Source organism: Ruegeria sp. CF1 (assembly GCF_056537445.1).
This window is the reverse complement of the sequence record NZ_JBQFRN010000002.1, coordinates 82,466-107,007: the sequence shown is the minus strand read 5'-3', so window position 1 is coordinate 107,007 and position 24,542 is coordinate 82,466. Positions and strand designations below refer to the sequence as shown.

Annotated in this window: 19 protein-coding genes; 13 read left to right on the top strand and 6 right to left on the bottom strand. The window is 50.3% G+C overall.

What is annotated here, in order from left to right; genetic code table 11:
• Positions 1-5: 5 nt before the first annotated feature.
• The 3 genes from ACRZ96_RS05660 to ACRZ96_RS05650 form a co-directional block, all read right to left on the bottom strand.
• The gene (locus ACRZ96_RS05660; RefSeq protein ID WP_480706918.1) at positions 6-1,247 is read right to left on the bottom strand and encodes a DegT/DnrJ/EryC1/StrS family aminotransferase; all 1,242 of its coding nucleotides are present in this window, start codon (positions 1,245-1,247) and stop codon (positions 6-8) included.
• On the bottom strand, positions 1,244-2,698 hold the full coding sequence (locus ACRZ96_RS05655; RefSeq protein WP_480814308.1) for a hypothetical protein: 1,455 nt from the start codon (positions 2,696-2,698) through the stop codon (positions 1,244-1,246). The genes ACRZ96_RS05660 and ACRZ96_RS05655 overlap by 4 nt, the downstream gene beginning before the upstream one ends.
• Before the next feature lie 101 nt (positions 2,699-2,799).
• Positions 2,800-4,116, bottom strand: a complete 1,317-nt coding sequence (locus tag ACRZ96_RS05650) for a polysaccharide deacetylase family protein (protein ID WP_480706919.1) — start codon at positions 4,114-4,116, stop codon at positions 2,800-2,802.
• A 194-nt stretch (positions 4,117-4,310) separates the two neighbouring features.
• Here ACRZ96_RS05650 and ACRZ96_RS05645 point away from each other — a divergent pair, with 194 nt between their 5' ends.
• The 6 genes from ACRZ96_RS05645 to ACRZ96_RS05620 are packed head-to-tail and all read left to right on the top strand — an operon-like array spanning position 4,311 to position 12,178.
• Positions 4,311-6,236, top strand: coding sequence for a hypothetical protein (locus tag ACRZ96_RS05645; RefSeq protein WP_480706920.1), 1,926 nt, complete (start codon positions 4,311-4,313; stop codon positions 6,234-6,236).
• Positions 6,237-6,260: 24 nt separating this feature from the next.
• The gene (locus ACRZ96_RS05640) at positions 6,261-7,346 is read left to right on the top strand and encodes a glycosyltransferase (RefSeq protein WP_480706921.1); all 1,086 of its coding nucleotides are present in this window, start codon (positions 6,261-6,263) and stop codon (positions 7,344-7,346) included.
• A gap of 6 nt (positions 7,347-7,352) precedes the next feature.
• Positions 7,353-9,263, top strand: coding sequence for an asparagine synthase (glutamine-hydrolyzing) (gene asnB, locus ACRZ96_RS05635; RefSeq protein ID WP_480706922.1), 1,911 nt, complete (start codon positions 7,353-7,355; stop codon positions 9,261-9,263).
• A gap of 44 nt (positions 9,264-9,307) precedes the next feature.
• Positions 9,308-10,159, top strand: a complete 852-nt coding sequence (locus tag ACRZ96_RS05630; protein WP_170802033.1) for a class I SAM-dependent methyltransferase — start codon at positions 9,308-9,310, stop codon at positions 10,157-10,159.
• Complete coding sequence (locus tag ACRZ96_RS05625) at positions 10,146-11,174, top strand: lysylphosphatidylglycerol synthase transmembrane domain-containing protein (RefSeq protein WP_480706923.1); 1,029 nt, start codon at positions 10,146-10,148, stop codon at positions 11,172-11,174. Before ACRZ96_RS05630 ends, ACRZ96_RS05625 begins: the two co-directional genes overlap by 14 nt.
• Positions 11,171-12,178 (top strand): GNAT family N-acetyltransferase, encoded by a 1,008-nt coding sequence (locus tag ACRZ96_RS05620; RefSeq protein WP_480706924.1) that lies wholly within the window; start codon positions 11,171-11,173, stop codon positions 12,176-12,178. Before ACRZ96_RS05625 ends, ACRZ96_RS05620 begins: the two co-directional genes overlap by 4 nt.
• A 7-nt stretch (positions 12,179-12,185) precedes the next feature.
• On the opposite strand, the gene ACRZ96_RS05615 is transcribed toward ACRZ96_RS05620, so the two are convergent.
• Positions 12,186-13,706, bottom strand: a complete 1,521-nt coding sequence (locus ACRZ96_RS05615) for a formyltransferase family protein (RefSeq protein WP_480592785.1) — start codon at positions 13,704-13,706, stop codon at positions 12,186-12,188.
• 19 nt (positions 13,707-13,725) lie between these two features.
• Positions 13,726-14,541 carry a class I SAM-dependent methyltransferase gene (locus ACRZ96_RS05610; RefSeq protein ID WP_480814307.1) on the bottom strand — a complete coding sequence of 272 codons (816 nt, stop codon included), beginning with the start codon at positions 14,539-14,541 and terminating at the stop codon, positions 13,726-13,728.
• Positions 14,542-15,047: 506 nt separating this feature from the next.
• Between ACRZ96_RS05610 and ACRZ96_RS05605 the strand changes: the two genes are divergently transcribed.
• The 5 genes from ACRZ96_RS05605 (at position 15,048) to ACRZ96_RS05585 (ending at position 20,264) form a co-directional block, all read left to right on the top strand.
• Positions 15,048-15,692 (top strand): PIG-L deacetylase family protein, encoded by a 645-nt coding sequence (locus ACRZ96_RS05605; RefSeq protein ID WP_170733055.1) that lies wholly within the window; start codon positions 15,048-15,050, stop codon positions 15,690-15,692.
• Positions 15,693-15,695: 3 nt separating this feature from the next.
• On the top strand, positions 15,696-16,634 hold the full coding sequence (locus ACRZ96_RS05600; RefSeq protein WP_480706926.1) for a hypothetical protein: 939 nt from the start codon (positions 15,696-15,698) through the stop codon (positions 16,632-16,634).
• Positions 16,635-16,754: 120 nt separating this feature from the next.
• Positions 16,755-18,149 (top strand): acylating sulfoacetaldehyde dehydrogenase, encoded by a 1,395-nt coding sequence (gene sauS / locus ACRZ96_RS05595; RefSeq protein WP_480706927.1) that lies wholly within the window; start codon positions 16,755-16,757, stop codon positions 18,147-18,149.
• A gap of 295 nt (positions 18,150-18,444) precedes the next feature.
• A complete protein-coding gene (locus ACRZ96_RS05590) occupies positions 18,445-19,947 on the top strand; it encodes a glycosyltransferase family 4 protein (protein ID WP_480814306.1) in 1,503 nt (500 codons plus the stop codon).
• A 140-nt stretch (positions 19,948-20,087) separates the two neighbouring features.
• Positions 20,088-20,264, top strand: a complete 177-nt coding sequence (locus ACRZ96_RS05585) for a hypothetical protein (protein WP_480814305.1) — start codon at positions 20,088-20,090, stop codon at positions 20,262-20,264.
• A 72-nt stretch (positions 20,265-20,336) separates the two neighbouring features.
• Here the strand turns inward: ACRZ96_RS05585 and ACRZ96_RS05580 are convergent, their stop codons facing one another.
• The gene (locus tag ACRZ96_RS05580) at positions 20,337-21,239 is read right to left on the bottom strand and encodes a LysR family transcriptional regulator (RefSeq protein ID WP_480706929.1); all 903 of its coding nucleotides are present in this window, start codon (positions 21,237-21,239) and stop codon (positions 20,337-20,339) included.
• A 111-nt stretch (positions 21,240-21,350) separates the two neighbouring features.
• Between ACRZ96_RS05580 and ACRZ96_RS05575 the strand changes: the two genes are divergently transcribed.
• Positions 21,351-21,974, top strand: a complete 624-nt coding sequence (locus tag ACRZ96_RS05575; RefSeq protein WP_480706930.1) for a glutathione S-transferase family protein — start codon at positions 21,351-21,353, stop codon at positions 21,972-21,974.
• 273 nt (positions 21,975-22,247) lie between these two features.
• A complete protein-coding gene (locus ACRZ96_RS05570; RefSeq protein ID WP_480706931.1) occupies positions 22,248-23,873 on the top strand; it encodes an FAD-binding oxidoreductase in 1,626 nt (541 codons plus the stop codon).
• Positions 23,874-24,542: the final 669 nt, after the last annotated feature.

The window sequence follows — 24,542 nt, the reverse complement described above, 5'->3', positions numbered from 1 at the left end:
CGAACTTACTTTAACACGCAGGTTCTCGGGGCTTCCGCACGTAATCTCAGCAAACTACCCGTGATCAATTCTGCGATTTCTAACGCCTCAGCTGGCTTGAGATCACGCTGCAATGGCAAATTAATCATGGTTCCTGGCCATTCTGCAGCATGACGTGGGCCGATGCAGCGCCTTGCATTAAATGCTTGGTGATCAGGGCAATGATATTCGATGAGATGCCCCAATTGGACACCATTCTTACGCAAGTCCTCAATGAGGACGGGTGCGAATTTGGTCCGAACGGCAAAATGCGAGTAACTGGCGCCAGCAAGGTTGGGTGGCAGGATAAAATCCTCTGCTTCAGTCGCAGACAATGCGTCAAAATATATCTTCGCGACCGCACGCCGATGCGCGACAATGTCTTTGTACTTGCCGCATTGCAGTTGCCCGACCCGCGCTTCTATAGCTGTCATCCCGTCGAGATAGTCTGAAGGCATCATAACGGTTTCTTCAGAATAGTAGGTTGTGAACTTACTTAAGGCGCCAATACGCTCAAGCCAGTTTACTGCACCATATACCGGACGGGTGAATGCGGTCCAAGCCGCCAGCACATAAGCTCTGCGTGCAAGGTTTTTCTTTACTCCCGGGGCGCGTATCTGCTCGCCACAAAGCACTCGCAGGCGTTCGGCAAGCGCCACGTCGTTTGTTGTAACCATGCCACCAAAGATCGAGGACATCGTCTTGGATATGTTGAGTCCGAAGAAGGCCGCATCACCCATTGCTACCACCGATTCCCCGTCCCACTCGGCTGCAAAGCTGTGGGCGCAGTCCTGGATTACTTTGATCTGCGGATGACGCGCACGAAATGACGCTAGTTTCTTAGCATTTATGGGATGTCCAAAAATCGAGGTTGCGACAAAGGCGCTTGTACGTGGGCCGACTGCTTCTTCCAGCAGATCAAAATCCACGTTGTAGTCAGCAGCCGAGCAATCGACGAATACAGTTTGGTTGCCACTTTTTTCGATCGCTTCGGGAACGACAAGGCAGGTGTAAGATGGGCACAGCACTTCGTCTCCTTCAAAACCAAACGCTTTCAGCAGCATGATCAGGCCAGTGCGCCCATAAGGCATTGCAATGGCATACCGCTGGTCAAAGAGCCCAGCAAAATCTAATTCGAACTTTGCGATTTCCTTTTCACGCCCAAGTAATGGGCTGAATGCAGCACGAAGCTCCGCGGCACCAAAATCCGCCTTGAAACGCGGTATCATCGGGTATCGTCCGATCTTTGCCAATATCCTTGGCTGGCCATGTGTATCGCCCTGAATTTAGAGGCTTTGGTTTGCTTGTAACCGGCAGGTGCTTGAACCGTATCTTGCAGGTTCAGATCGTGACCAAGGGTTATCAACCGTGTAACTCTACCCTTCGCCTTAGGCACTTTGGTGACAAGGAAGGCAGCGAGCGCTTTTTTGATCGTATTTCCCAATGCGACAGTGCGGAAAAAGGTAAGTGACAGTATTCGAAGAATGATAAAGCGGAAAGGAGTTGGTAACTGTGCACGTGCTGGCCGCAGATCTGATGAAATCTGCACCGTAGTATCCAGAACTTGAAGTTCGGAATTCTGATCCAGGAATTGCGAAGTCAAAGGCGCAGACCCACGTTTGGTACAAACTGTGCCCTCGTCTTCGCGGACAGCTATGCCGTTTTGGAAATGAAGCAAGGCGCCACCTTTCTTTGTGGCGATGACGGTGTAGTGTGTCTCCCCTACGTCGATCAACAATCCAGCATCTTCAAAATGAACCCGAAGGCCGGCTTGCGTGGCGGGAAGGCCCAAGGGGGTTGGGCGGCAGCTGTTGGCGCGCCGCTCAACAGCTGCCCAGACGTAATCATTGAATAGCGGAACCAAATTATGGGCATCCATAGTATCCAGCGTAACCAGTGCATGACGAGAGATCGAGTTGCGAACAAAAATCGCCATGCTGTGTGCTGACGGCATTTCGTGGGCAAGCGCCTCAAATCCGGCAGGAAAGCAGAACCGGGTCATACGACTGCCATAAACTCCGCCGTATGACCCGTCGGGATGTGCAAAATGCATCAAAAAAGTACATCCTTGTTCCAACGCATCACCAAGTGCCCAATCAGGGCGCCGCTTATGCACCTCGGCAAGCGCACTCATAAGCCAACTTTGATAGCCCGGATCAGCCCCATTATACTCACGGAACCAGCCTTCGCTCGAACGATGCTGCAGAATTCGGTTCATAAACTCCTTCGCACGTACGCTTTGGTCTTCGCCTGTGCGGTCTTCCCACATTACCAGCGCAAGGACCGCAACGGCGAGATGGTTTGATATGATCCCGTGAAACTCGTCTTGGCGATGCAGAAATGCAATCCACGGCGCCACGACGGCCTCGACCGCTTGCTGCTCTTGTGCCGTCAGTCGGTCGCCGAGCAGATCCAGCGCAGTCAGGACGTCCGCAGCAACAAGAGCGGTGACGCAAAATGACCCTTCATTTGGAAGCGCTTCAGATAGTGATCCGTTACGATCGGTAGCTTCATTCGCTCCGTGGATGATCTGTATGATCCGTTCGATCACCGATCTCGCGCTAATCCCATCCGGCAGGAGATCCGCGCAGACAAGCCGCGCGAGCCCGTTAACCGCACCTTGTTGTGTGGCATTGGGAAAGTCCTTGAGTTTCCACGCCCAATAAGTTCGATCACCCATACCAAGCGTTGGCGAAAGCGAGTCTGTGTCAAAGAGTGCCAGAAGTCGTGGCAATGCCCTGTGCACCTGTTGAAGATATGGGCAATGGACCTTGTCTATCATTAAAGATCTTCCTTGGAGCCAGGCAGGCGAGACAGGAGATAGGTGTAGTCGTCCCCCCAGCCGTAGTCCTTAGGGTGAAACACTCTCTGATGCCAGACCACCGTGGCGATCCCGTGCACGGCTTTCACCTCGTCCAACCACCGATCGATTGTGGCACGTCGCGTTTGCTCGTCTGAAACATGATAATCGAACAAATGTGAATCCATAAGGATCATGGGTATACTACGCAAGTGATCTGAGGCGCGCTTTTCTGGTGCTATCCACGCCGGTATGCACATTGCTGCACCATTGCGAAATCCTGGGCGATCATTGAAACCTAATGTGGTATCACGCAATAGCCCCGCCTTTTCTTGCGCCCGCCAGGTGTCTGCCCAACTGAAGCGCAGCCAATGCTGGCGGATTTCTACGACCGACAAACCTGTTGCTGAGCGTATGCGATCCATTTCGGCGCGCAATTGTCCTGCATCGGCAAACACGTCGAAGGATGGATGGACTCCGATCGTAAAGCCGTTCGCGGCCAATTTGCGCAACTCATGTGCAATTGACGGAGATGTCACATCATAGCCGGGATCCATCAGATAGCGTTTTGGCCCGCGTATCCGTCGCGATTTTCCACCGTGGAAGTTGAATGTGCTGACCTGTCCGAAACTTTGCTCAAGGGCAGCAATATGCGCCAAGTAATTATAATCGGCCGGACGCAAGAAAAAACCAGTCCCTTTGACCAATCGCTTTACAGCGTCACGAAGCGCACCTTGCCGTGCAAGTTTGAGGGCGTTGAACCCGTCAAAGGCCAGCGCTTTGATCCTTATTGGCAAGGTTTTTTGTAATGCATCAACATCATGCGTGAGCAAAATTTCCGCCCCACGTAACGCACCAAACATATCAGCTTCGTTTCGCCCTGCCTTCCGGGCAGCCCAGCGCCGCAGAAAAAGTAGAATACGGTTTACCCAAGCATGGTCCCAGAGTGATGTAAGTGTCTTAGGTAGCCGATAGGCATAGGAATGACAGGGGCCCATTCTCTGTTCGTAATGGCGTTCAGCTTCGCAAGTCAGAAATGAAAAACAAGCGCGCCACCAATCGCAGCACTCCCAGTCCGCACCTTCACCTGTTACACAAAAGGCTGGCACCATCAGGTGCGAGGGCTGGCCGACACCAATATCCGCGGCCCAGTCCGGCAGGCAAATGCGGACAAGCGGCCAATCGAATGGCTTTGAAGTAGTCGGTATTGGAAGGTCAATCAGGGCATCCTTCGTCGCCTCGGCACAATAGCGCTCAGCACTTTGCAAGACGAACTGGACAACCACATTATTAGACATGAGGGGTCTCACAAAAAGGACTAGAACAGCACCCAGTTAGCAGATATAGAACGGAAGCACACCCTTGCTGATCGCAGTTCCGACACCGTGAAAGACCTCCATGAAAAAACCTGCGCTGGCAACCCTTTGCGGGTCTCTATGAAATTTGGCACATCCTAATGCAACGTCATGAGTTCGCGGTTATATGGCTGTGTATGACCGCTCTGGCGGTATTCGCTTACCTTGGGCACACCTATTTCCTTGAACTAGACCTCGTTGTAGCTTGGGGTGGGTTCTCGGCCGTGGATTTCGCGAATTCGGTACTTTACCCTGAGAACTTCCCTAAGGACTACCCTGGTGGTGCCGCCTTTATCGGCAATTCACTGCTTGTTTGGATTTATCCCTTTGTCGCTAGCTATCTAGGCATTCAGCCTATCGTCGCTATGTACATGATGATCGCTTGCGAAGTCGTGGTATTGATCGCTGGCGCTGTTTTGATCCTGAGAACACTTTTACCGCAAACGCTTCCGTACAGTTTTGTTCTGCTTGCCATCCTTTTTTTAGCAAGTAGCGCCCGCCAGATTGATCTTGCAAGATTTGGCACACCATTCTTGGTCGGACAATTCTACGTTTTTGCCGACATGCTGCGACTAGCGGCGCTTTGCGCGCTTTTGACCCATAGATATGTGTTGATGGCGGTCCTTCTGATGGCCGGCTTTACCATCCATCCGTCCATGACAGCGCTGACCCTTCCGGTTCTGTTTTTTGCTTTCCTGATTGACAAGTCCGAGTTGAAACGGCCGACACCGTGGATCGCGGCTGTTGTATCCGTCACATTTTCTGCGATCTGGTTTTTTGAATTCGTCGCGTCACAATCACTGACGGGGCCAGAAATACCTAAAATTGAGTATATCGAGTTTAGTCGCCTCTTCAACTTTCATTGGTATCTGTCCGATTTAGGCATGATTCTACCAAACCCGGACAGGGTGCTTCTGCCCTTCATGGGGCTTGTTTTGGTGGGTGTCGAGGCATTGAGGCGCACGCCCGAACTGGGTGATCTGCGCCGCAAGCAGATCCTGGTGATGATTTCCGTAATTTGTATCGTTAGTTTGTTTGGCTTGCTGGCAGCCGAACATAAGTGGAGTGTAACACTACTAAAGATATCACCTCAGCGACTAAGTGCATTTGGTGCGCTGCTTTTACTACCGATCATAGTTCATCGTCTGTTTCGCGATTTGCTGGGCGGCAATTATGGGTTTGTTTTGATTGGCATTGCTTTTCTCGCGACAGCGCTGTTTCAGAAATATCCATATTCAATCGTGCTTGCGCTTCTCTATGCCAGTCCGGTCATCGGTGCCATTGTGCACCGACCTAAGTTGTGGTCCTACGAAACGGCGGTTGTCCTGTTTGCCTTACCCCCAGCCTTACTGCTGGCCCTTCACTTTCATGCTGGATATCAATTGTCGTTTGCTAGATATTTCGGTACGCCATGGCTCTTTGCTTTATCCTTAGTTGGGGTTGCATTAATCCTCATTCAATCAGCTACCTCAATTAAGCTGTGGCATTTACCGAATTGGCTGGCGCGGCTGACCGCGCTCAGCATTCTGCTAATCAGCATGATTCTGTCTTTTCTATGGATCACTGAACGCTACACACTAACAGAAAATCGTCGCACCACGGCATCGGAATACAAAGAAGTACAACTATGGGCGCAGAGCAACTCTGACCCAACCGATCTATTCATGACCGATCCCTGTATTTCATATGGTTGGCGTGATTTCTCGCAGCGCAGCTCTTGGGGTAGCATTCAAGAATTCCTCAAGAATGGATGGCTCTACTCAGGGAATTTGAACAATTTCGACGAAGGGTTGGCGCGTGCTAAAAGGATCGGTATCGATAGTCGCAAAATGTTGCAGGAGGATCCATCAAGTATCCGACGGAACTTTCGAAATGTCTGTAGTATTGCACGCAGGATATACTACGCGCAGGACCTAGACTGGATGACCAACATGGTCCGTGACTATGAAATCGATTATTTTGTATACCTAAAAGAACACGCCGTGGATGGTCCGCGCTATACACCAGTATTCGAGAATGATACCTTTTTCGTTCTCGACGTGGCCAGCCTAAATGCATCCTAATTCCGACTTGCTGAAAGACCCCATATGACATACGCAGATATGCCGCAGGACTTTGCTACTCCTGAGTTGTCACTTCTTGTCCCCGCATTTAACGAGAGCGAGATCATCCTTCGAAATCTAACAGAACTTCGGGACTGGCTTAAGAAGAATATGCCAGATCTCGACTACGAGATTCTGGTCGTCGACGACGGGTCAACTGATGGCATGGGTGATCTTGTTGATAGCTATGCACAAGAGCACGCTCGAGTTCGGGTCACACATCACAAACGCAACATGGGGCGCGGAAAAGCTATTCGGACCGGTTTTGATGAATCTTTAGGGAAGGTTGTGATCTGTCTTGATGCCGACCTTTCTTACGCCCCGTCACACATTCCTGCATTACTTGAGCCATTGCAGAATGGCACTGCAGATATCTCTTTGGCCTCGGCGTATGCGCCCGGTGGTGGTGTCGAGAATGTGCCAACTTCGCGCGCATTGATGTCAAAATGGGGAAACAAAATTCTGTCGGCCAGCCTCAATGGGCAATTTGCAACCGTGACCTGCGTCGTACGCGGCTATACGCGCGAGGCCATCAATGCTATGGAGTTAATTAATGATGGCAAAGACTTACACCTAGAGATCCTACAAAAAGCGCGATTAGGCAACCTGAAGATTGTCGAGGTTCCCGCCTTGCTGAAATGGCGCGATCGGGATCGTGGAAAAGCCGCTAAAAAAGGCTTTATTGCATCGTTACCTTTTGTTTCGATGTCCAGCACGATGGCGTCACACTTGGTCTATAACTGGCTGCTGCGACCGGGACTGATTTTGCTTGTACCCACGGTGCTCCTTTCAAGCGTCATCTTTGTTGGCTTGGTGATCCTTCTCAAAAACTTTCTAACTATCTACATCTGGGGCGGAATGGGAGTTGAGGCATTTTCCTTCTACGAATCGCTCCGCGAAACGTTGATCAACGGGTACCTTACCTTGTTCTTAGTATTCATTTCATCGGTGATACTTTTTATCTTCATGGTGTTTTATTTCATTTCTCAACAAAATCGGAAGAATTTTGAAGAGAACTATGTCCTGCTATCCCGGATCAGCGCTCGTCTCAAAGACCTGGAAGATAAGTAACAGGATATGTGCGGGATTTGTGGTATTCTAGATTTTGCTCGTGGGACACCCGAGAACCGTGAAACTCGGGTTGATGGAATGATGACACGCCTGCGGCATCGTGGACCCGATGGACAGGCAAAGTGGTCGGATAACGATATTACTCTCGGACATACGCGCCTTGCGATAGTCGATCTGACCGATGCGGGAAGCCAACCAATGCACAGCACCGATGGCACCTTGAGCAGTGTCGTCAATGGAGAGATTTACAACTACCCTGAATTACGTCGCGAATTGCAAGCGCTTGGTCATGTGTTTCACTCCGATTGCGATAGCGAAGTTATTCTGCCCCTATTCAAACAGTATGGAACGGATGCCTTCTCTAAGTTAAACGGAATGTTCGCGATCGCCATCTGGGAGCCTGCCCGAAAACGTCTCATCCTTGCTCGTGACCGGATGGGTATCAAACCGGTATACTATTCCAGCACCCGGTTGGGCGAGTTTCTGTTCGCATCTGAAATCAAGGCCCTCTTTGGCGCTATCGATGCCCGAGAATGGCCAATTGATCCAACAGGACTTTCTCAATACCTGACCTACCAGAACCAGTTCGGTTCAACGACGCTTTTTCAGGATGTCAAGCTTCTTGAGCCTGGCTGTTTCCTCGAAGTCTCTGAAGATCACGTAACGCAGACACACTATTGGGAGCTCTGCGTTACTCCAAACAACGAAATTGACTTCGTGCAAGCTACCATGGGCTTTCAAAATACCTTAAAGGGAAGTGTACAGCGACACCTGATGAGCGACGTGGGGGTTGCCAGTTATCTCAGTGCAGGGTTTGACAGTTCGGCAGTAGCCAGTTCCGCAGCCGCGCTATTGCCGACCCCACCACTGACTTTTACCGGGCGTTTCCCCGAGGGTGGATGGTACGATGAGATGTCAGGGGCCGCGCTTGTTGCTGCCAGTATTAACGCCCCGCATCAAGGTGTGGATATCACTCCAGATTGTGCGATGGCAGAGATGGATAATCTGGCTTATGCACTTGACGCTCCCCAAATGGGTATGGGTGCACTTCCGCAGTATTTGGTTGCACAAGCTGCTGCGCAAAAATGCAAGGTGATCCTTACCGGACATGGAGGTGACGAACTCTTTTCCGGCTACCCTGTCTTCAAGTTTGCCGCGGTGCTATCCGGTTTCCGCCGCAGCTTAAGGAAGACTTGGTTTGCGCTGCGCTCGATCCGTATGTCCGAGCTCCCACACATTGGCTACTTTACGCTTTCGATGCTGCGCGGAGGAGAAGGGCGCTATTTGCTTCCGGTTTTGTTTTCACGCAAACATCAGGCTCGCGTTTTGCAGCCCAATGCCTGGAACGCCTTGGAGCCCCATGATCCGGCGTCCAAGTTGAAGGAGGTCAACGCCAAAGCACAAAGTTTGTACGAACAGCTAATTTACACCTATTTCAAGATATACCTGCCGGGTTTATTGGTGGTGGAAGATAAGATTTCGATGGCGCATGCGCTCGAGTCTCGAACTCCAATGCTCGACAATAAGATGATTGCTCTTTCGCTTTCGATTCCATCCGACGTCAAATTGACAGGCGGAGAATTGAAGGCAATCATCAAAGGTGGTGCCCGCGACCTTTTACCCAGTGAGCTATACCAATTGCCCAAGCGTGGATTCCCAACACCATTGCGCAATTGGCTGCGAGGGCCGATGCAATCTTGGATGACCAAGCGCCTAACTGCAAAAGACAGCCCTCTGCAACGGCTATTCAGGCCAGAGTACCTTGAGGCTGTGGTTCATGATTACCAAAGAAGTCTGAAGCGGAAATTTCGCCCGCTGGACGAGTTGCCCAGCCACCGAATTTGGATGCTACTTAGCCTTGAAGCATGGTTGCGCCAGGTGGAAGAGACGTGGCATATGCGCCTTGATATCAAGTAAGTCCGGAACCAAAACCAATATTCAATGGTTCAATTGGAGGCATCATGGAAATGAGTCAGAATAAAACCATCGATGACGTCCGCGATTTTTGGGAAGCAAATCCCTTGTTCACCGGTGAATCCGAACATGAGCCTGCGACGAAGGCTTTTTTTGATCACCATCGTCAGGTCGTGATTGATGATTGCTTTGCCGGTGCTTTGCCCGATCATTTATTCCCAAGCCCGCAGACGAATGAGCACGTTCTGGACCTAGGCTGTGGTCCCGGCATGTGGTCTGTAGAACTGCAAAATAGGGGTGCCAAACACGTCAGTTCGGCGGATTTGACCGAACAGGCGGTACAATTGGTAAAAAAACGCGCTGAAATTTATGGTTTGACAGTCGAGGCGAGCCAGCAAAACGCGGAAAAGCTTACATACCCCGACGCGAGTTTTACCCATGTGAATTGTCAGGGAGTAATCCATCACACGCCCGATACAGAATCTTGCGTGCGAGAGATCGCTCGTGTCCTTGAACCTGGCGGCACCGCGATGATCTCGGTCTACTACCGAAATCTGTTTATCCGGATGTGGCCGATTTTGCGATATGGCGGTTGGATCGTCAGTAAGCTGGGCGGTGGTCTCAAAGGACGTGGGCGCGAAGACATAATGAACAACTCTGATGTTGACGAAATTGTCCGGCTTTATGACGGCGCCGAGAACCCCATAGGAAAATCCTATTCGAAACAGCAATTTGTCGATTTGCTGTCTCCATATTTTGAAATTGACCAGATCTTCTATCACTTCTTTCCGGCTCGGGCGCTACCTTTCCCGATACCTCTTGGTTTACACAAGTTTCTCGATAAGCACGCAGGCTTCATGATTTACGCTCGTCTGACAAAGCGCGATGCCTCACAATAGATTCGCAACGAAAGCACCCAAAAACCGGCCAGTCCTTCGCATTAGCATCGCACTATTGCTGCTTGGTTTGTTGATCATCTGGGCAGCTCGGACACTCTGGCAGGAAGACTACACCATTGTTCCGATCAGAGGTTTTATCTTAGCGGTCCTCGTCAGCGGGGTGTCGCTTATAAGCGCTGCGTGGCGAATGCAAGTGCTTAGCGAAGGGCGCGTAAGCCTTGCCACCGGGAGCAAATCCATAGCGCTTGTTGCCTCACTTCTAATTGTCTTTCCAAGCAGATTATCCGACCTCGTCAAGCCCGTGTATCTGCTTGAGCGTGCCTCTCTTGAGCTATCCAAGGGATTCTCTATCCTATTTTATGAGCGCGCTCTCGACGTTTTTGTCCTTCTTGGAATGCTGGCTATACTGATCTTTGCTCAAGGAGCCGCCCGAGACGAGGCACTGATCGGGAGCACCACCTTGCTTTCCGCGCTGGCCGTGATCCTTGTGCTTGTGTTTTCACTACTGATATTTGCGCCAAACGCATTGGTTCGCGCCGTTCAAAATTTGCCCTTTGACGGATTGAAACGGATGACCATTCAGTTCCTGTACGCTTTGACAAACTCTACCCCTGTTCTTACGAAGGCGGGCGTTTTATCTGTCATCGTCTGGGCCAATTCCTACCTTATTTTCTATGTTTACCTCGTGCATTTGAACACTGAAGGAACAACTGCTCAGATCGGCGCATTGGCGGTACTGTTGGTTTTCATAGCCGGAGCACTGGGTCTATTTGTAACGGTGACTCCTGGTGGAATCGGAACTTATGAGTTTGCTATTGCTCTCGCCTTGAGCACATACGGAATCCCCCTCGTCGAGGGTTTGGTGCACGGCTTGATGCTGAGATTGATCGTGCTAGTGCCAAATATCTTATTGCTTCTGTACATTCTGGTATTTGATGGGTTCAACTTCCGGGATCTCTATCACAGAATTTGGCAGATTCACGGCAAACGGCATAAAACGGAAGACACCCAATGAGTCTGGTTGAATTCTTCACAGAAGCACAAGCCGGCTCCTATATGAATGCCCGCGAATTTGTGTCGGTGCTGGAGCACGTTTACAAAATCAAACCGCTCCATCAATCGGTAATGAGCGAAACCGGTATCACCGGGGTTCCGGCCTTTGCAAGCCATTCGTTTTTTTCCGGTCATAAAATTACAAGTGCACCTTTCAATTTCTATCCACCGCTCACAGGGGAAGGTTCACAACAGGCCGCAGTGAAACACTTGATTTCTTTGGCCAAAACCCAAGGCCCGCGCTGTTATGCTGAATACAAGACGCTAGATCGGTTGGATGGAGATGTAGTCAATCAGCATGAGCTAGCGGAAACCATCTTTTCAATTGTCAGCGAAGTGCCGCTGTCTTCCACGATTGAAAAACAGCGGCAAAGCTACAAAAAACGTCATCGTACGAAGGTGAACAAAGCTCGGAGAGAACTAGCCGAGTTAGAGATCGGTACCAGTCGAGATCCGAATGATCTGAACGAATGGTACGATCTGATGTTACAGTTATACCGGAATAAGCACCGGATGATTTGCCAGCCTCTTTCGCTGTATCAGCGTCTTCTTGAGATTGAGAGTCATAGTACACTGTTATTGGCGCGAGAAAATTCGCGAGTGGTCGGCGGGGTGTTCTTGCTACATGACAGCCAGCGATGGGATTATTGCTGGGGAGCAATGCGGGCAGACTTTGACCAGCGTGATTTAGCATCACTCATACTGGATCATGCGATTTCTCTGGCCATTGAAGCTGAAGCGCAAACATTCGGCTTTGGTTCCTCAGCACCTAGTGATGCACCACTTCTGTTTTTCAAACAACGTTGGGGCTGTACCGAAAGCCCCGCCTATGCCTATTATTGGCAACATACGCCCAAGCCGATAGACTTGAATTCTAGCTTTTCTCTGGCCCGCCAAGTAATTGCGCATAGCCCAATATGGCTTTTGAAAGCCGCACCGCCTGTCCTAGTGCCTCATTTAACATAAAATATGCCTAGCGGTGCTTTTTCTCAAATACAATCGTGATTTCACGCGACAAAAAGCGAGTTCTCCCGAGTCCACCATAATGGACGGCTTTCACCACAGCTTGCGGAGCGAAAAGCAAAGACAACTCGGCGACTGAATAGCGGCGTGCGAGTTTTGTGCCAGCAATTTCGATATTGCAAAAGTAGTCTTGTCGGCTAATCGCCGACACAAGGGCACCAAGATCCCTCTTCATCAAGCCAAGCAGTCGCAGCGGAAAGAGCTCAAACCACGATGGTTGTCTCAATGTGTTGACAATTAACTGGCCACCCGGCGCCAGCACCCTCAAAATTTCATCCGCCGCCTCGCCCGTGTTATCAAGATGTTGGAACAAACCCACGCAAAGTACAGTAGACATCTGAGCGTCCCCGATAGGCATCGCATCGACGGCCGCCTCTACAAAATGATTTCCGTCACCATCGCTAAGGACTTCTGCACCTGGTCGGACTGGGCACTGTAAGTGGGTAGATGAAGGCACCAGCTTGCCACCTAAGCTCATTGTTTCCAATGAAAAATCGCAGCCCCAATAATCGCTACCGGTCCAAAAGCTACGATACCGCCCGTCACCACAACCGATGTCCAGGATTTTGGGGCCTGGTCCGCATTCATCAACGATCTGTCGTACAAGCTGATCCCGCGAAGCGATAGTACCAGAGTCCCCCCAGTGCTGACGCTGATAAACATCCTTGTCTTCTTCGGATGCCAAATCCTTAAACGATTTCTGCCAGATTTCAGATGTCTGACAAACTGCATCGGCGCTCAGTGCCGCACTATATCGTGCCTTCGCAGCGATATACTGGCCCTGCCGTGGAAAGGTGTAAGCGCGGCTGCGTGCAGCAACTCCTTTCGTTCCGGTTACGGATCCCTCCAAAACATACTCGACAGCCATTCTTGCGCCTTCCTCAAAGGCGACAACATCAATCTGCCTGAAACACGTCTCCTGTGCGATGAAATCAATATAGCGGGTAGCAATGGTCTCGCCTGTATCTATACCCGCATCAATATGATGAAGCGTCACGCCGGTCATCTTGAAGTTGCGCTCGTATGCAGCCCAGATGTTTCCGGTTCCTCGGTAACGGGGATTTATGCCATTGTGTACATTGATAATCTCACATCCAAACGAATGAAGACGATCAATCAAAGCACCACTCAGAAGGGCGCAGGCATTGGTAATGACCACAGACGGAGCGATACTCTCCAGATAATCGGTGTCGATGTGATCCAGGTCACTAACGGTCTTATGCAGTGTATAGGTTTTTTCGACCGACGCAGGCCCCGGACCAGTTAGACGTAGCCAGAACATGCTTGATACATCGCGTAATCCATAACGTCTGAACCGTTTCCAGAAGAAACTCGCGATGCGCCTTGGACCTATCGTATTCTCAATGAAATGAATAGTGTAGCCTGCCTCAGAGAAAGCTTTTGCATAGATATTTGCAGCTGCTCGGGCCGGCGATCCGTTCCCCGTGATGACGAGAACCGACCTACTCATAGCGGATGCTGTCTTGCAATCATTCGTCATGTCGAGTTTTTGCGACGAAGGAAACTATCAAATTTGTATCGATCAATGGAATACCAAGCGGCCAATATGTCAATTTTTTGAAGTGGAACGACCCGCCAAGAACATCGAGAATATGGTCAGCGAAGTTTGGGTGTTCCCAGCAGATCAGCTTGTCGGGATCGATCGTAGTATTGCGTTTCAACCAACGACGCGAGGTAAAGTATCTTCCAAGGCCCCAGGCAAGCCCGCCTTCAGCTGGAATCGCACCAACAACATGGCCGTCGGGCCGCAAAACACGTCGGTATTCCTCAACGAAACTCTGCAATGGATAGAGGTGCTCGAGAGAATAGAATGTTAGCAGAACATCTGCCACACCAGCCTCTAGAGGTAGCTTATGCGGATTTTGTGGATCGATCAGATGAGTTTCGTAGGAAATTCCCATCTTGCTCAATTGTTCAGCGGCGCTCAGTAGAAACTCTTCGCGTATATCAATCAGAATGTAATGCGAAGGTTTCGTCTTAAAGAACGGCAAATGTGGCGCATAACCGGGCCCGATCTCGATCACAGTTTTTCCGGTGAAATCAAATGTACTTAGAACACGGTAACCCGCGTCGTTGATAGACTTTCCGAGCCCTGATCGCTGGTTGGCCCGATAAAAATCCGCGCACGCTTTCTCCCATTCGTCCCACATTGGATCTTTACGGTCCGAAATCAAACCGAAGCGGTCGCGATCACCGAAGAGGGGAATCTTGACGAAAGGGAGACGGTGACCGACAGCGATAGTTCTTTTCATTGACAAGCCCTTAAAAATCGCTTCTTCGTCCAAACCAGATTAGATGGTTTCCTGCCTAGAAATTCAGATGCAATCGCATTTACGTTAATCTCAGCGTGGCATGCAACCTAGTAAAACCATCGCAATGATTTGGCTCGTTACTTGTCATCTATCTGGCAATTGTGGACCTGTCACGAATTGTTGCCGTTCTGATTTCTCGCCTAAGCGACCTTTGGTTGGCAGGCCAATGGGCTTTTCCAGCGCAAGGCTAAGCGGCATTTGAAACAAGCCTTGCCACAACATTCAACTGACTCACCAATTGCCGAAGGCAACCTGAAGAGCGCTGTCAACTGTTCGCGCAAATTCAGGTTCGTAGCCCTTGATGAACTGTATGCGCGCGACTCTCAACGACCCAACCTTATTGATCGGAAATGGTTGCTGGCATCTCTCCAACAAAGTCAGAGGTTTTCTGCTAGACATATTTAATGCCCTATGATTTCTAGCCAGAACGCCGATAACACTTTTTTGATCGAAACCAGAGCGTTGTACCGGAGGGCAACATGAGTCTTTTCAGCGGTGCGAGAGTATTGTTTCTCGCCCCACATACTGACGACGTAGAGCTTGGGTGTGGAGCAACGCTTGCTCGATGCATGGAGGAGTGCGAAACCGTTGATGTCGCAGTGTTTTCCACGGCCGCGCAATCCCTGCCTAGTGGCCTCGACAAGGACCACCTAAAACGTGAGTTTTTTGCTGCTATGGAAACTTATGATATTCCCAAAGAGCGGCTGCACGTATTTGATTATCAAGTAAGGCGCTTGAATTATTCGCGCCAAGATGTTCTCGAAGATCTGGTGCAACTAAGAAGCAAAATCAAACCAAACATAATTTTTACGCCTTCCGGTGGTGACGTTCATCAGGATCATCAAGTTGTTCACAATGAGTCACTGCGCGCATTCAAAACGACCACTATGCTGGGCTACGAGCTACCTTGGAACAACTTCCGCTTTGAGAGCCGGGTTTTTGTCCGGGTTACTGAAGAGCATCTAGCGGCGAAGCAAAGAGCACTACAGTCGTATGAGTCTCAGATTCTGAAGAACCGCAACTATTTTGAATCTGAATTTATTCGGGGGCTTGCTGCAGTTCGTGGCATCCAGCAGGGTGTCAAATACTCAGAAGCGTTTGAATTAATTACTCTAAAGGTTTGATCCGTGCTGTTCCAATCAATAAACTCCGAAGCTCTTTGCTCGTTTCTTACAAAAATGCGGGTAGCCCATAGGATCGTTGGAGACCATCGCGACTTTATAGGCCCTGCTCCGATTGGAAAAAGTGAATCAATAAATCTTACATGGTCGCGCGAGGTATCCGCCGACGTAATCTCTGTTCCGGCAAGTATTTTGATTTTACCCGAAGCTAAAGCAAAAGACATAGCAGCTCAGAGCGATAAAACACTAATTTTGGTGGATAATCCACGTGACACCTTTAGAATGATCCTGGTTGGGCTCTACAGCGATGAAATAGCTTTCTCAAAGGGCCTCCACGACGAAACTATGTTTGCCCAAACGTCCGAGAATACCTGGATTGCTCATACTGCATCTGTCTCAAAAGAAGCAGCAATTGGTGCAGATGTGATTATTCATCCGAATGTGACTGTCTACCCAGGCGTAAGCATAGGCGACAACGTTGAGATTTGTTCTGGTTGCGTCATCGGGGCGCCTGGCTTCGGACATGTACGTCAGCCAAATGGTGCCCTTAAGCCGTTTCCACACCTCGGTGGTGTCGTAATCGGGAACGATGTCTCTATTGGGTCAAACACCTGTGTTGATAGTGGAGGCCTGTCGCCCACAATGATTGGCAATGGTGTTCGCATCGGAAACCTTACTCAGATCGCACATAATGTCGAAATTGACGAAGACTGCTTGATAGGAACTAGGTGCCAGGTCGCCGGTGGCACGAAGATCGGTAGCGGAACTGAAATCTGGGCTGGATCGACGATATCGAACAATCGGCGGATTGGACGCAATTGCAATATCAAGATCGGCAGCATCGTCATTTCGCATCTCCCTGATAACACAGTGGTATCGGGGAACTTTGCAATCTCTCATCAGAGAAATCTCGAAATATACGCAGGCCTTCGTGACTCGAAATAAATTATGGATAGCGGTGCTTAAGATTAGGATAGCTCTAACAGCCTCGTAAATTTGACGATATAGTGTCAATGTTGAACTCCTCTCAATAAGAAGTAACCCGACAAACTCAGGACAAATCGTTTGGCATTTTCAGAGATAGATAAACAGCTGGCCGCAGCTCATGACGCGCAGCAGGAAATTGCAAAATATAGTCAGAACCAGATCGACAACGTTGTGCGAGCACTAGCTTGGGCGATCTATCGACAGGACCATGCGCGCACCCTGGCGGAAATGGCAGTTGCCGATACTGGCCTTGGAAACATTGAGGATAAAATACTAAAGAACCGTCGGAAAACATTTGGAACACTTTGCGACTTACTCGCGACTCCAACAGTTGGAAAGATCTTTGAAGATCCAGAGCGCGGCATAACGGAATGGGCAAAGCCTGTTGGCGTCATCGGTAGCCTAACACCCTCGACTAACCCTGCAGCAACTCCGGCAAATCAGGCACTCATGGCGGTCAAGGGTGGAAACTCAATCATAATCAGCCCTTCCCCTGCCGGTTTGCGCACTGCTCAAAAACTGAAATCATATTTCGATGACGCATTGCGAGCTATCGGCGCCCCGACTGAATTGTTCCAAGTGCTACATGCACCTATATCATTCGACAAGGCTGACTACCTTGCACGAAATGTCGACCTTCTCCTGGTCACTGGTGACCAGACAAACGTTCGGAGAGGTTACAGCAGTGGCACACCCTGTATAGGCGTCGGCAAAGGCAATGTTCCTGTAATTGTCGATGAGACCGCGGATATTAAAGACGCGGCCGCGAAAATTGTGGCGTCAAAGACTTTCGACAACGCCACATCCTGCAGTTCGGAAAACTCGGTCATTTTGCTCGAAAGTGTTTACGAAACAATGATTTCAGAGTTAGAGACTGCTGGGGGTTACCTCGCGACTCCTACAGAAGTAGGCAGGATTGAGGAAAAGTTGTTTACAAATGGTGCCGTAAACCGTCAAGCTGTAGGGAAAGACATCTCTACCCTTCAGAAACTGTTTGAAATGAAGCTCCCGAATTCGAAGCGCTTCATATTGGTTCCTCAGTCTCAAATCGGAAAAGAAGCTCCTCTTTCCGGAGAAAAGCTTGCACTTGTACTTTCGGTGTACAAAGCGAAAGACTTTGACGGCGCCATCGATATTTGCAACGATATTCTTGACTACGAGGGTGCCGGACATTCCGTAGGCATTCATACCGCTAGAAAAGAACGCTCGGTGGCGCTCGCTGAGAAAGTTGACGTTGCGCGTGTTCTCGTGAACCAGGCTCACACATTCGGAAATGGCGGCGGAATGAATAATGCACTACCATTCACGCTTACCATGGGGTGTGGGACTTGGGGCAAAAATTCCATATCAGAGAACCTTTCGATCAAGCATTTTGTTAATAAAACTGTGCTAGTAGAGACTTACGAAAAGGAAATGCCAAGCCCTGACGAAGCGTTCGGAACCGTCTATGATCCGCAGTTTGACCCCGTTTGATTGGGATGGGGATTATATTTTTCTCTTCCCAAGATATTCCATCTTATGCATTCGCCCATCGGAAATGAGAAGTAACATGGCTGGGATGTTACCGATTCTGCTAGGCTGCGGTGTGCACACCAATGGGTCTATTCGGATTAGGCGAAGAGAAGTTTTTCTGACCATATTAGGGTGATCTCTAGATCCAAATCATAACTTCAGATAGTTTGACGACAGTAAAAAGATTGGCCAATCAGACAAACAAATCCAAAATTCAGCAATTGACCTCACCACATTAAAGCGAGCAAAAACAGCGATGAATATTGTCAATCGGAAGCGCATCGCAATCTTGAATTACAGCGAAGTAACGCAAGATGCGCGTGTTTTTAAACAAGCTCGCGTTCTTGCTGATGCAGGGCATAATGTTCATGTCTTTTGCAACCAGCTTGGAAACCGAGAGAAAAACGAAACGATCTCGAACATCAAGATTAAGCGTTTCCGCTGTTTCGAACGCTCCACTCTGGACAGAGAAATTGTCAACAAACTTCCATTTTTAGAGTACTCGGGAGCAGAAGTAACAAAACGGTTTGACGACTATCTTGAGAAGAAGCGTCAGCTAGAACGCCTTCAGTTTTGCTGCGCACAATCTCCGTTAAACAAATACTATTATAAATCTGCGCGTGGTACCGCTCGAATGCGGCGCAAACTGCATCACAAGGTTATAAGAAGCTTAAGCAAAATAGGCATCGGCGCGCCCGGTGTTGCAAGGCAATATGAACTTATCGCCCAACTTGACCGCGAAAAAAAAGAACTTGCCGCAAGTTGGGAGAGCCTCGGCGCAATTCGGGGGCTGGTATTCATGCAAAACCTGTTACCCGTGCTGGACGACAGTACTTTCGACATAGTTCATGCTCACGATTTGCTAACTTTGCCCGCAGGTGTCGCGCTCGCAAAGCGAGGCAATGGTAAACTTATTTATGACGCTCATGAGTATGAAGCCGAACGTGCCGGACTCCATACAGATGTGCAGGAACTAACGAAGAAACTGGAAGACGATTGCCTGAAGCAAACAGATCATGTGATCACAGTTTCTAAGGGAATTGCTGAACTCTACTCTAAGCGCTTCACAAAGAGTAAGCCTACTTTAATCTATAACTCACCCGACATTGCTCGAAGTGAAACTAACCGAGGCGGAAACCGGCTACGTGATCTGCTAGATCTGCCAGAAGACGTTCCATTGATCGCTTACATTGGTGGGATCCAACGAGAAAACCGTGGCGTGGACAAACTCGCTGCAGCATTAGTCCACTTACCTGGTTTTCATATTGCAAATCTTGGGCCACGCAAGGAACCCAACGACGCTTGGATTATGGGTATCGCCGAGGAACTGGGCGTTGCTGACCGAATTCACTTGCTGGCGCCCGTTCCTGCCGAAGCAGTACCCTACGTTGTATCAGATGCTACGCTTGCAGCGAGCGCTTCACAAAACATCGGGTTAAGCTATCTACATTCGATGCCGAACAAACTGTTTGAGGCCACATTTGCTAGGCTGCCGGTTTGCGTTCCAGATCGCCCTGATCAAAAGGAATTTGTCAGAGTATTGGGTCATGGCGTCGCTATGGATCAAACCGACCCACTTGCTATCGCCGTAGCCATAAAGAAAGTTGCTGAGAACCGCGAAGCCTATAAACTCACGGATAACTCCCTCGAGATACTTAACAAAGAGTATAGCTGGAACGCGCAGGCGAAACGGTTGTTGGAGCTGTACGAAAGACTTTCCGTCGATAGGGATTTTGGCACAAATGGCAACCTGAACTAAAAGCGGGTTGACGCATCTGAACGCTCGGCTCAGGTTGGTGCTTCGCGGCGCAATCCCAGGAAAATGACGCTAGGTGCCGTTACCCATCGACCAACGATCCGGTTCAGGCTGGATGCGAGGTACAATCCGACCGCGTTCAAATGGAAGACTGGTTCGAGCAAAACTGCAATCCGACGATAGCCGCCGCGACCAAATTGTCTGGCCGTTCGATCATGATGGCAATCAACCGGTTCTCCACTGCAGTCATTCTCCGCGGTGATCCTGAACGCAGCTTTAAGCTGCAATTGGCGGGTTTCAGTCCAGGCGGAGCTCATTAAGTTATATTGAGAAGCAGGAGCTTCAAAGGAAGCTGCACATCGTAACGGCTTTTATTAACCGTTTTTGCTTCATCACCCCTTTAAGTCAGTGCAAAGCGACGTGTCGCTTGTAAGATGATCAATAAGGGCGCGCACGCGGGTCGTTAGTCGGCGATTCTGCGGAAAAAGTGCGGCGACCACATAGGGTGTAACGCGATTCTCGGCGAAGAGCTCGACCAATTCTCCTGTCTTTAGAGCTTCTGAAACTGTGTAGGCCGGACAACGGGCAACCCCTATTCCCGTGGCTGCCAGCCGTGCTGATGCTGCTGGTGCATTGGCGCGAAGCCGACCGTTAACATGGACCGCAATTTCCCGACCTTCTAAATCGAAGCGCCAGATCGTAGGATCCGTCATGTTGCCGTCTAAAATGCACTCATACGTCTCCAGTGCACGTGGATGCGCCGGTATACCTGTGCGCTTCAAATAGTCTGGAGATGCACAGACTAGCAAAGGCATTGGGCCAAGCTGGCGTACTCTAAGTGAACTGTCTCTCATCGGTCCGATGCGGATCGCGAGATCCAGACCTTCGTCAATAATTGACACCCTTCGATCCGAGAGACGAAGGTCGATTTCAACTTCCGGATGCTGTGCGGCGAATACCGCAAGAGAAGGCGCGAGCCGCACCGATCCAAATCCCGTCGGAGCCGAGATATGGATGACACCGCGTAAAGCCGTTTGTTGGTTCCTGACGGTTTCTTCCAACTCGTCGAACCCGTCAAGAAGTGGTTCACACATCGCCAGATACGTGGCGCCGACATCCGTCAGGGATACACTGCGTGTGGTTCTGTTCAGAAGCTGAACGCCTAGCGCTTCTTCCAGATCCGCGACGTATTTGCTGACCTGCCGCGCGGATCGTCCCATACGCTGTGCGGCAAGTGTGAAAGAGGCGTTCTTTGCGACAAGCGCAAAGGCTCGCATGCGGTCAATCTTATCCATAGCTTATTCAGCCCCCTCAGGGCCTAAACTTTCTCCAAAATTGACGATTATCGCGCAATTGTGCAAGTCGTATCTGTTTTGGTAAATGACCAACCCAGCAGGAGCCCTTAAATGTCAAACCCGGTTCGTATTCATCACTTCCCCAAATCAGGTCACGCGCATCGCGCTTTGGTTTTTGCTAAGCTCGCAGGGATTGCCCATGAAGCTGTCTTTGTAGATCTCGCCGCTGGTGAGCACAAAACGCCTGACTTCCTTGCCATGAACCCGAATGGACAGGTGCCCGTGCTGGAAGATGGCGACGCCGTCATTTCTGACTCAAACGCAATATTAGTTTACTTAGCCCGCAAATACGCACCCGACTGGATACCAAGTGATGCCGTAGGAGAAGCGAACGTTCAGCAATGGCTGACACTCGCTGCAGGTGAAATTGCATTTGGCTCATGTGCTGCAAGGTTGATTACGGTGTTTGGCGCACCTCTGGACGAGGACTTTGCAGCTGCAACCGCGGCGAAAGCAATGCAAAAACTGGAATTTGGGCTGGACGGTCGCGACTGGCTTGTTGGTGATCAACCGACCATCGCTGATGTTGCGGCCTATTCCTACACAGCCCATGCGCCAGAAGGGAATATTTCGCTCGCGCCGTACCCGAATGTCCGTGCCTGGATTGCAAGGTTCGAAGCGCTGGCCGGTTTTCAAGCGATGCCAGCCACCGCCGTTGGTCTTGCTGCCGAGTAGTTCAATGGACATTTGCGAAGGCGAACGAAGCGCCGTCTCATCATCGACTCGGGAAACCGTGATTGAAAACGCGCGCCTTGACTAAGTCGGCATGAACGGACGCAACGTAGCTAAGGTCGCGCCCGCATAAACGCGAGGCGGCAACTGACGCAACCGTGCAGAGCACCCCGAAAGTCGCTTGTTCTGTTGGGTCATGGGGTTGCTTGCGGACGATAACCCGGACCTGAGTGTACAGCGTCTTTGATGACAAGATTGAGAAAGAAGGACAAAACGATGTTGGACGAAGAAACCCCATTTCATCCGGGCGAACTGGCTGCACAAGAACGCGCGGGTGTTAGGGGGCTTTCCAAACGCGTGGCGCCCTTCATCCGAAATCACATGCCAGATCAACACCGCGCTTTTTATCAAGCACAACCGTTTTTGGTTGCTGCCTCCAGCGATAACCAGGGACGAGTGTGGGCGACGATCATCGAAGGCGAGGAAGGATTCATTGGGTCACCAGACTCTCAGACGCTGACGCTTGCAACACGGATTGATCCACAAGATCCGCTGAGCGAATCGATTATGGCTGGCACCGATATCGGCGTGGTTGGCATCGAACTCGCTACGCGCCGCCGCAACCGCTTCAGCGGTAAGTCGCGTCCAACCAAGGATGGCTTTGCAGTCGATATCCATCAGACCTTTGGGAATTGTCCGAAGTATATCAACGAGCGAAATTGGTGGCGAGCCGATAGGGCGATGACGATTGAAGCGACGACGTCTACTCAACTCAGCTCCGAACAAATCAAACACATAGGCGCCGCTGACACTCTATTCATCGGATCGGGGCGACAAAGCTCTAACGAAGCGCACTCCGACGGCTATGACGCTTCCCATCGTGGCGGTGACCCTGGATTCGTCCGGGTAGTTGGGCCGAAGCGCCTGCGCATCCCCGACTATACCGGCAATAACTTCTTCAACACGATCGGGAACCTGCTCGAAGATCCGCGTGTTGGGTTGCTCTTTGTCGACTTCTCAACTGGCGGGCTTTTGCATTTGACGGGTCGGGCTTCGGTCGAGTGGGACCCGGAGGAAGCGCGCGATCCAAGCATCCTTCGTGTGATTGATGTAGAGATAGAATCTGTCATCGACAGACCAGCCGCGCTTTCTCTGAGGTGGTCTGCAGACCCTGCGACGATGACAAAACTGACCGTGATCGACAAGGTCTTAGAAGCAGAGCACATCACCTCTTTCCATCTGGCACCCACGAACGGCGAGGCGGTGACACCTTTTCTTGCAGGACAGCATTTGCCGATTGCCTTGGACATCCCGGGTCATGGGGCGAAGGTACGTCGGACATACACACTATCTGGCTCGGTCGCGATTCAGAACTACAGGATAAGCGTAAAACGCGAGGCAGGCGGTATCGGGTCGCAATTCCTACATGACGAGGTGCACGTGGGCGATGTGATCGAGGCAAAGCCGCCCGCTGGTAACTTTGTACTCCCCAAAGATGACAATCCATTAGTTCTGATCAGCGCTGGTGTCGGCCTGACACCAATGCTTGCAATGCTTTACGAAGCCTCAGCAGAAGAAAACCATCGGCCAGTGTGGTATGTCCATGGAGCTCGAAGTGGGCGCGCCTATGCGTTTGGCCGTGAGGTTGATAAACTGATTGCGGGAAACCCGAATGCAACTCGATTGATATTCTTCAGTTCACCGGAAAGGACCGATCTTCTGGGCGAGACGTTTGACGTCCATGGCCGGATCACTGCTAAGGACTTGTTGGCGATCAGGGCGGGGCCGGACGCGCACTATATGATCTGCGGCCCTCTGGAGTTTATGACCGGTTTGAAAACTGGATTGGAGGCTGCAGGCGTCATGAGCGATCAGATCAAATATGAGACTTTTGGAGCATAGTTCCGAATGTCGGTAATCGGTGCTAAGGCCGAAACAATCTTAGATTATCCCGGATGTTACCTTAGGGCTTGTTTCAAAAATCAACGCTTTACTGTCGCAGAAAGAGACGTGCCGAACCAAGCGTGAGTACCCGCTCAGGCTACACGTGTTTGCTTCTGTGTAGGAAAGATCTTGGTTACTTTTCCAAGTTTCTAAGCCGTGGCGACGACAAGTAAGTCGTCGCTTGCGGCGCATGGGCCACGCATTCGGAGGCGACCCAGTCTGATCGTCGCCCGGAGTGTTGGGCAAGAGGTCGGCCTGAGCTAAATCGGGATCGGCCCATCTTTTAGTCAAGAAAAACCGCCAAATACTCCCCTTTTTACAACGTTGGTCAAGTTACCAAGGCGATTATTCTGTTGCGGATACAAACCAGGCAACAAGAACTTTAACTTGCCCCCTGCCCCTCCATTTTACGTGTATAAATAACATGTCAATGACTTAGTTTGACATTCTTCCATCCCAGCCATATTTCACTTAAATATCTGAATATTAAGTCACTATCGATTGGTTGAATTATCACATTCCGTATCTCGGTCGAAATTGCCCCCCAGTTCTCCCTCAAGGAGAAAAATTCCAAGCGTCGCTTTTTTCGAGGACAGAAATACTAACCAGAGTGCATTTAGGTAAGCT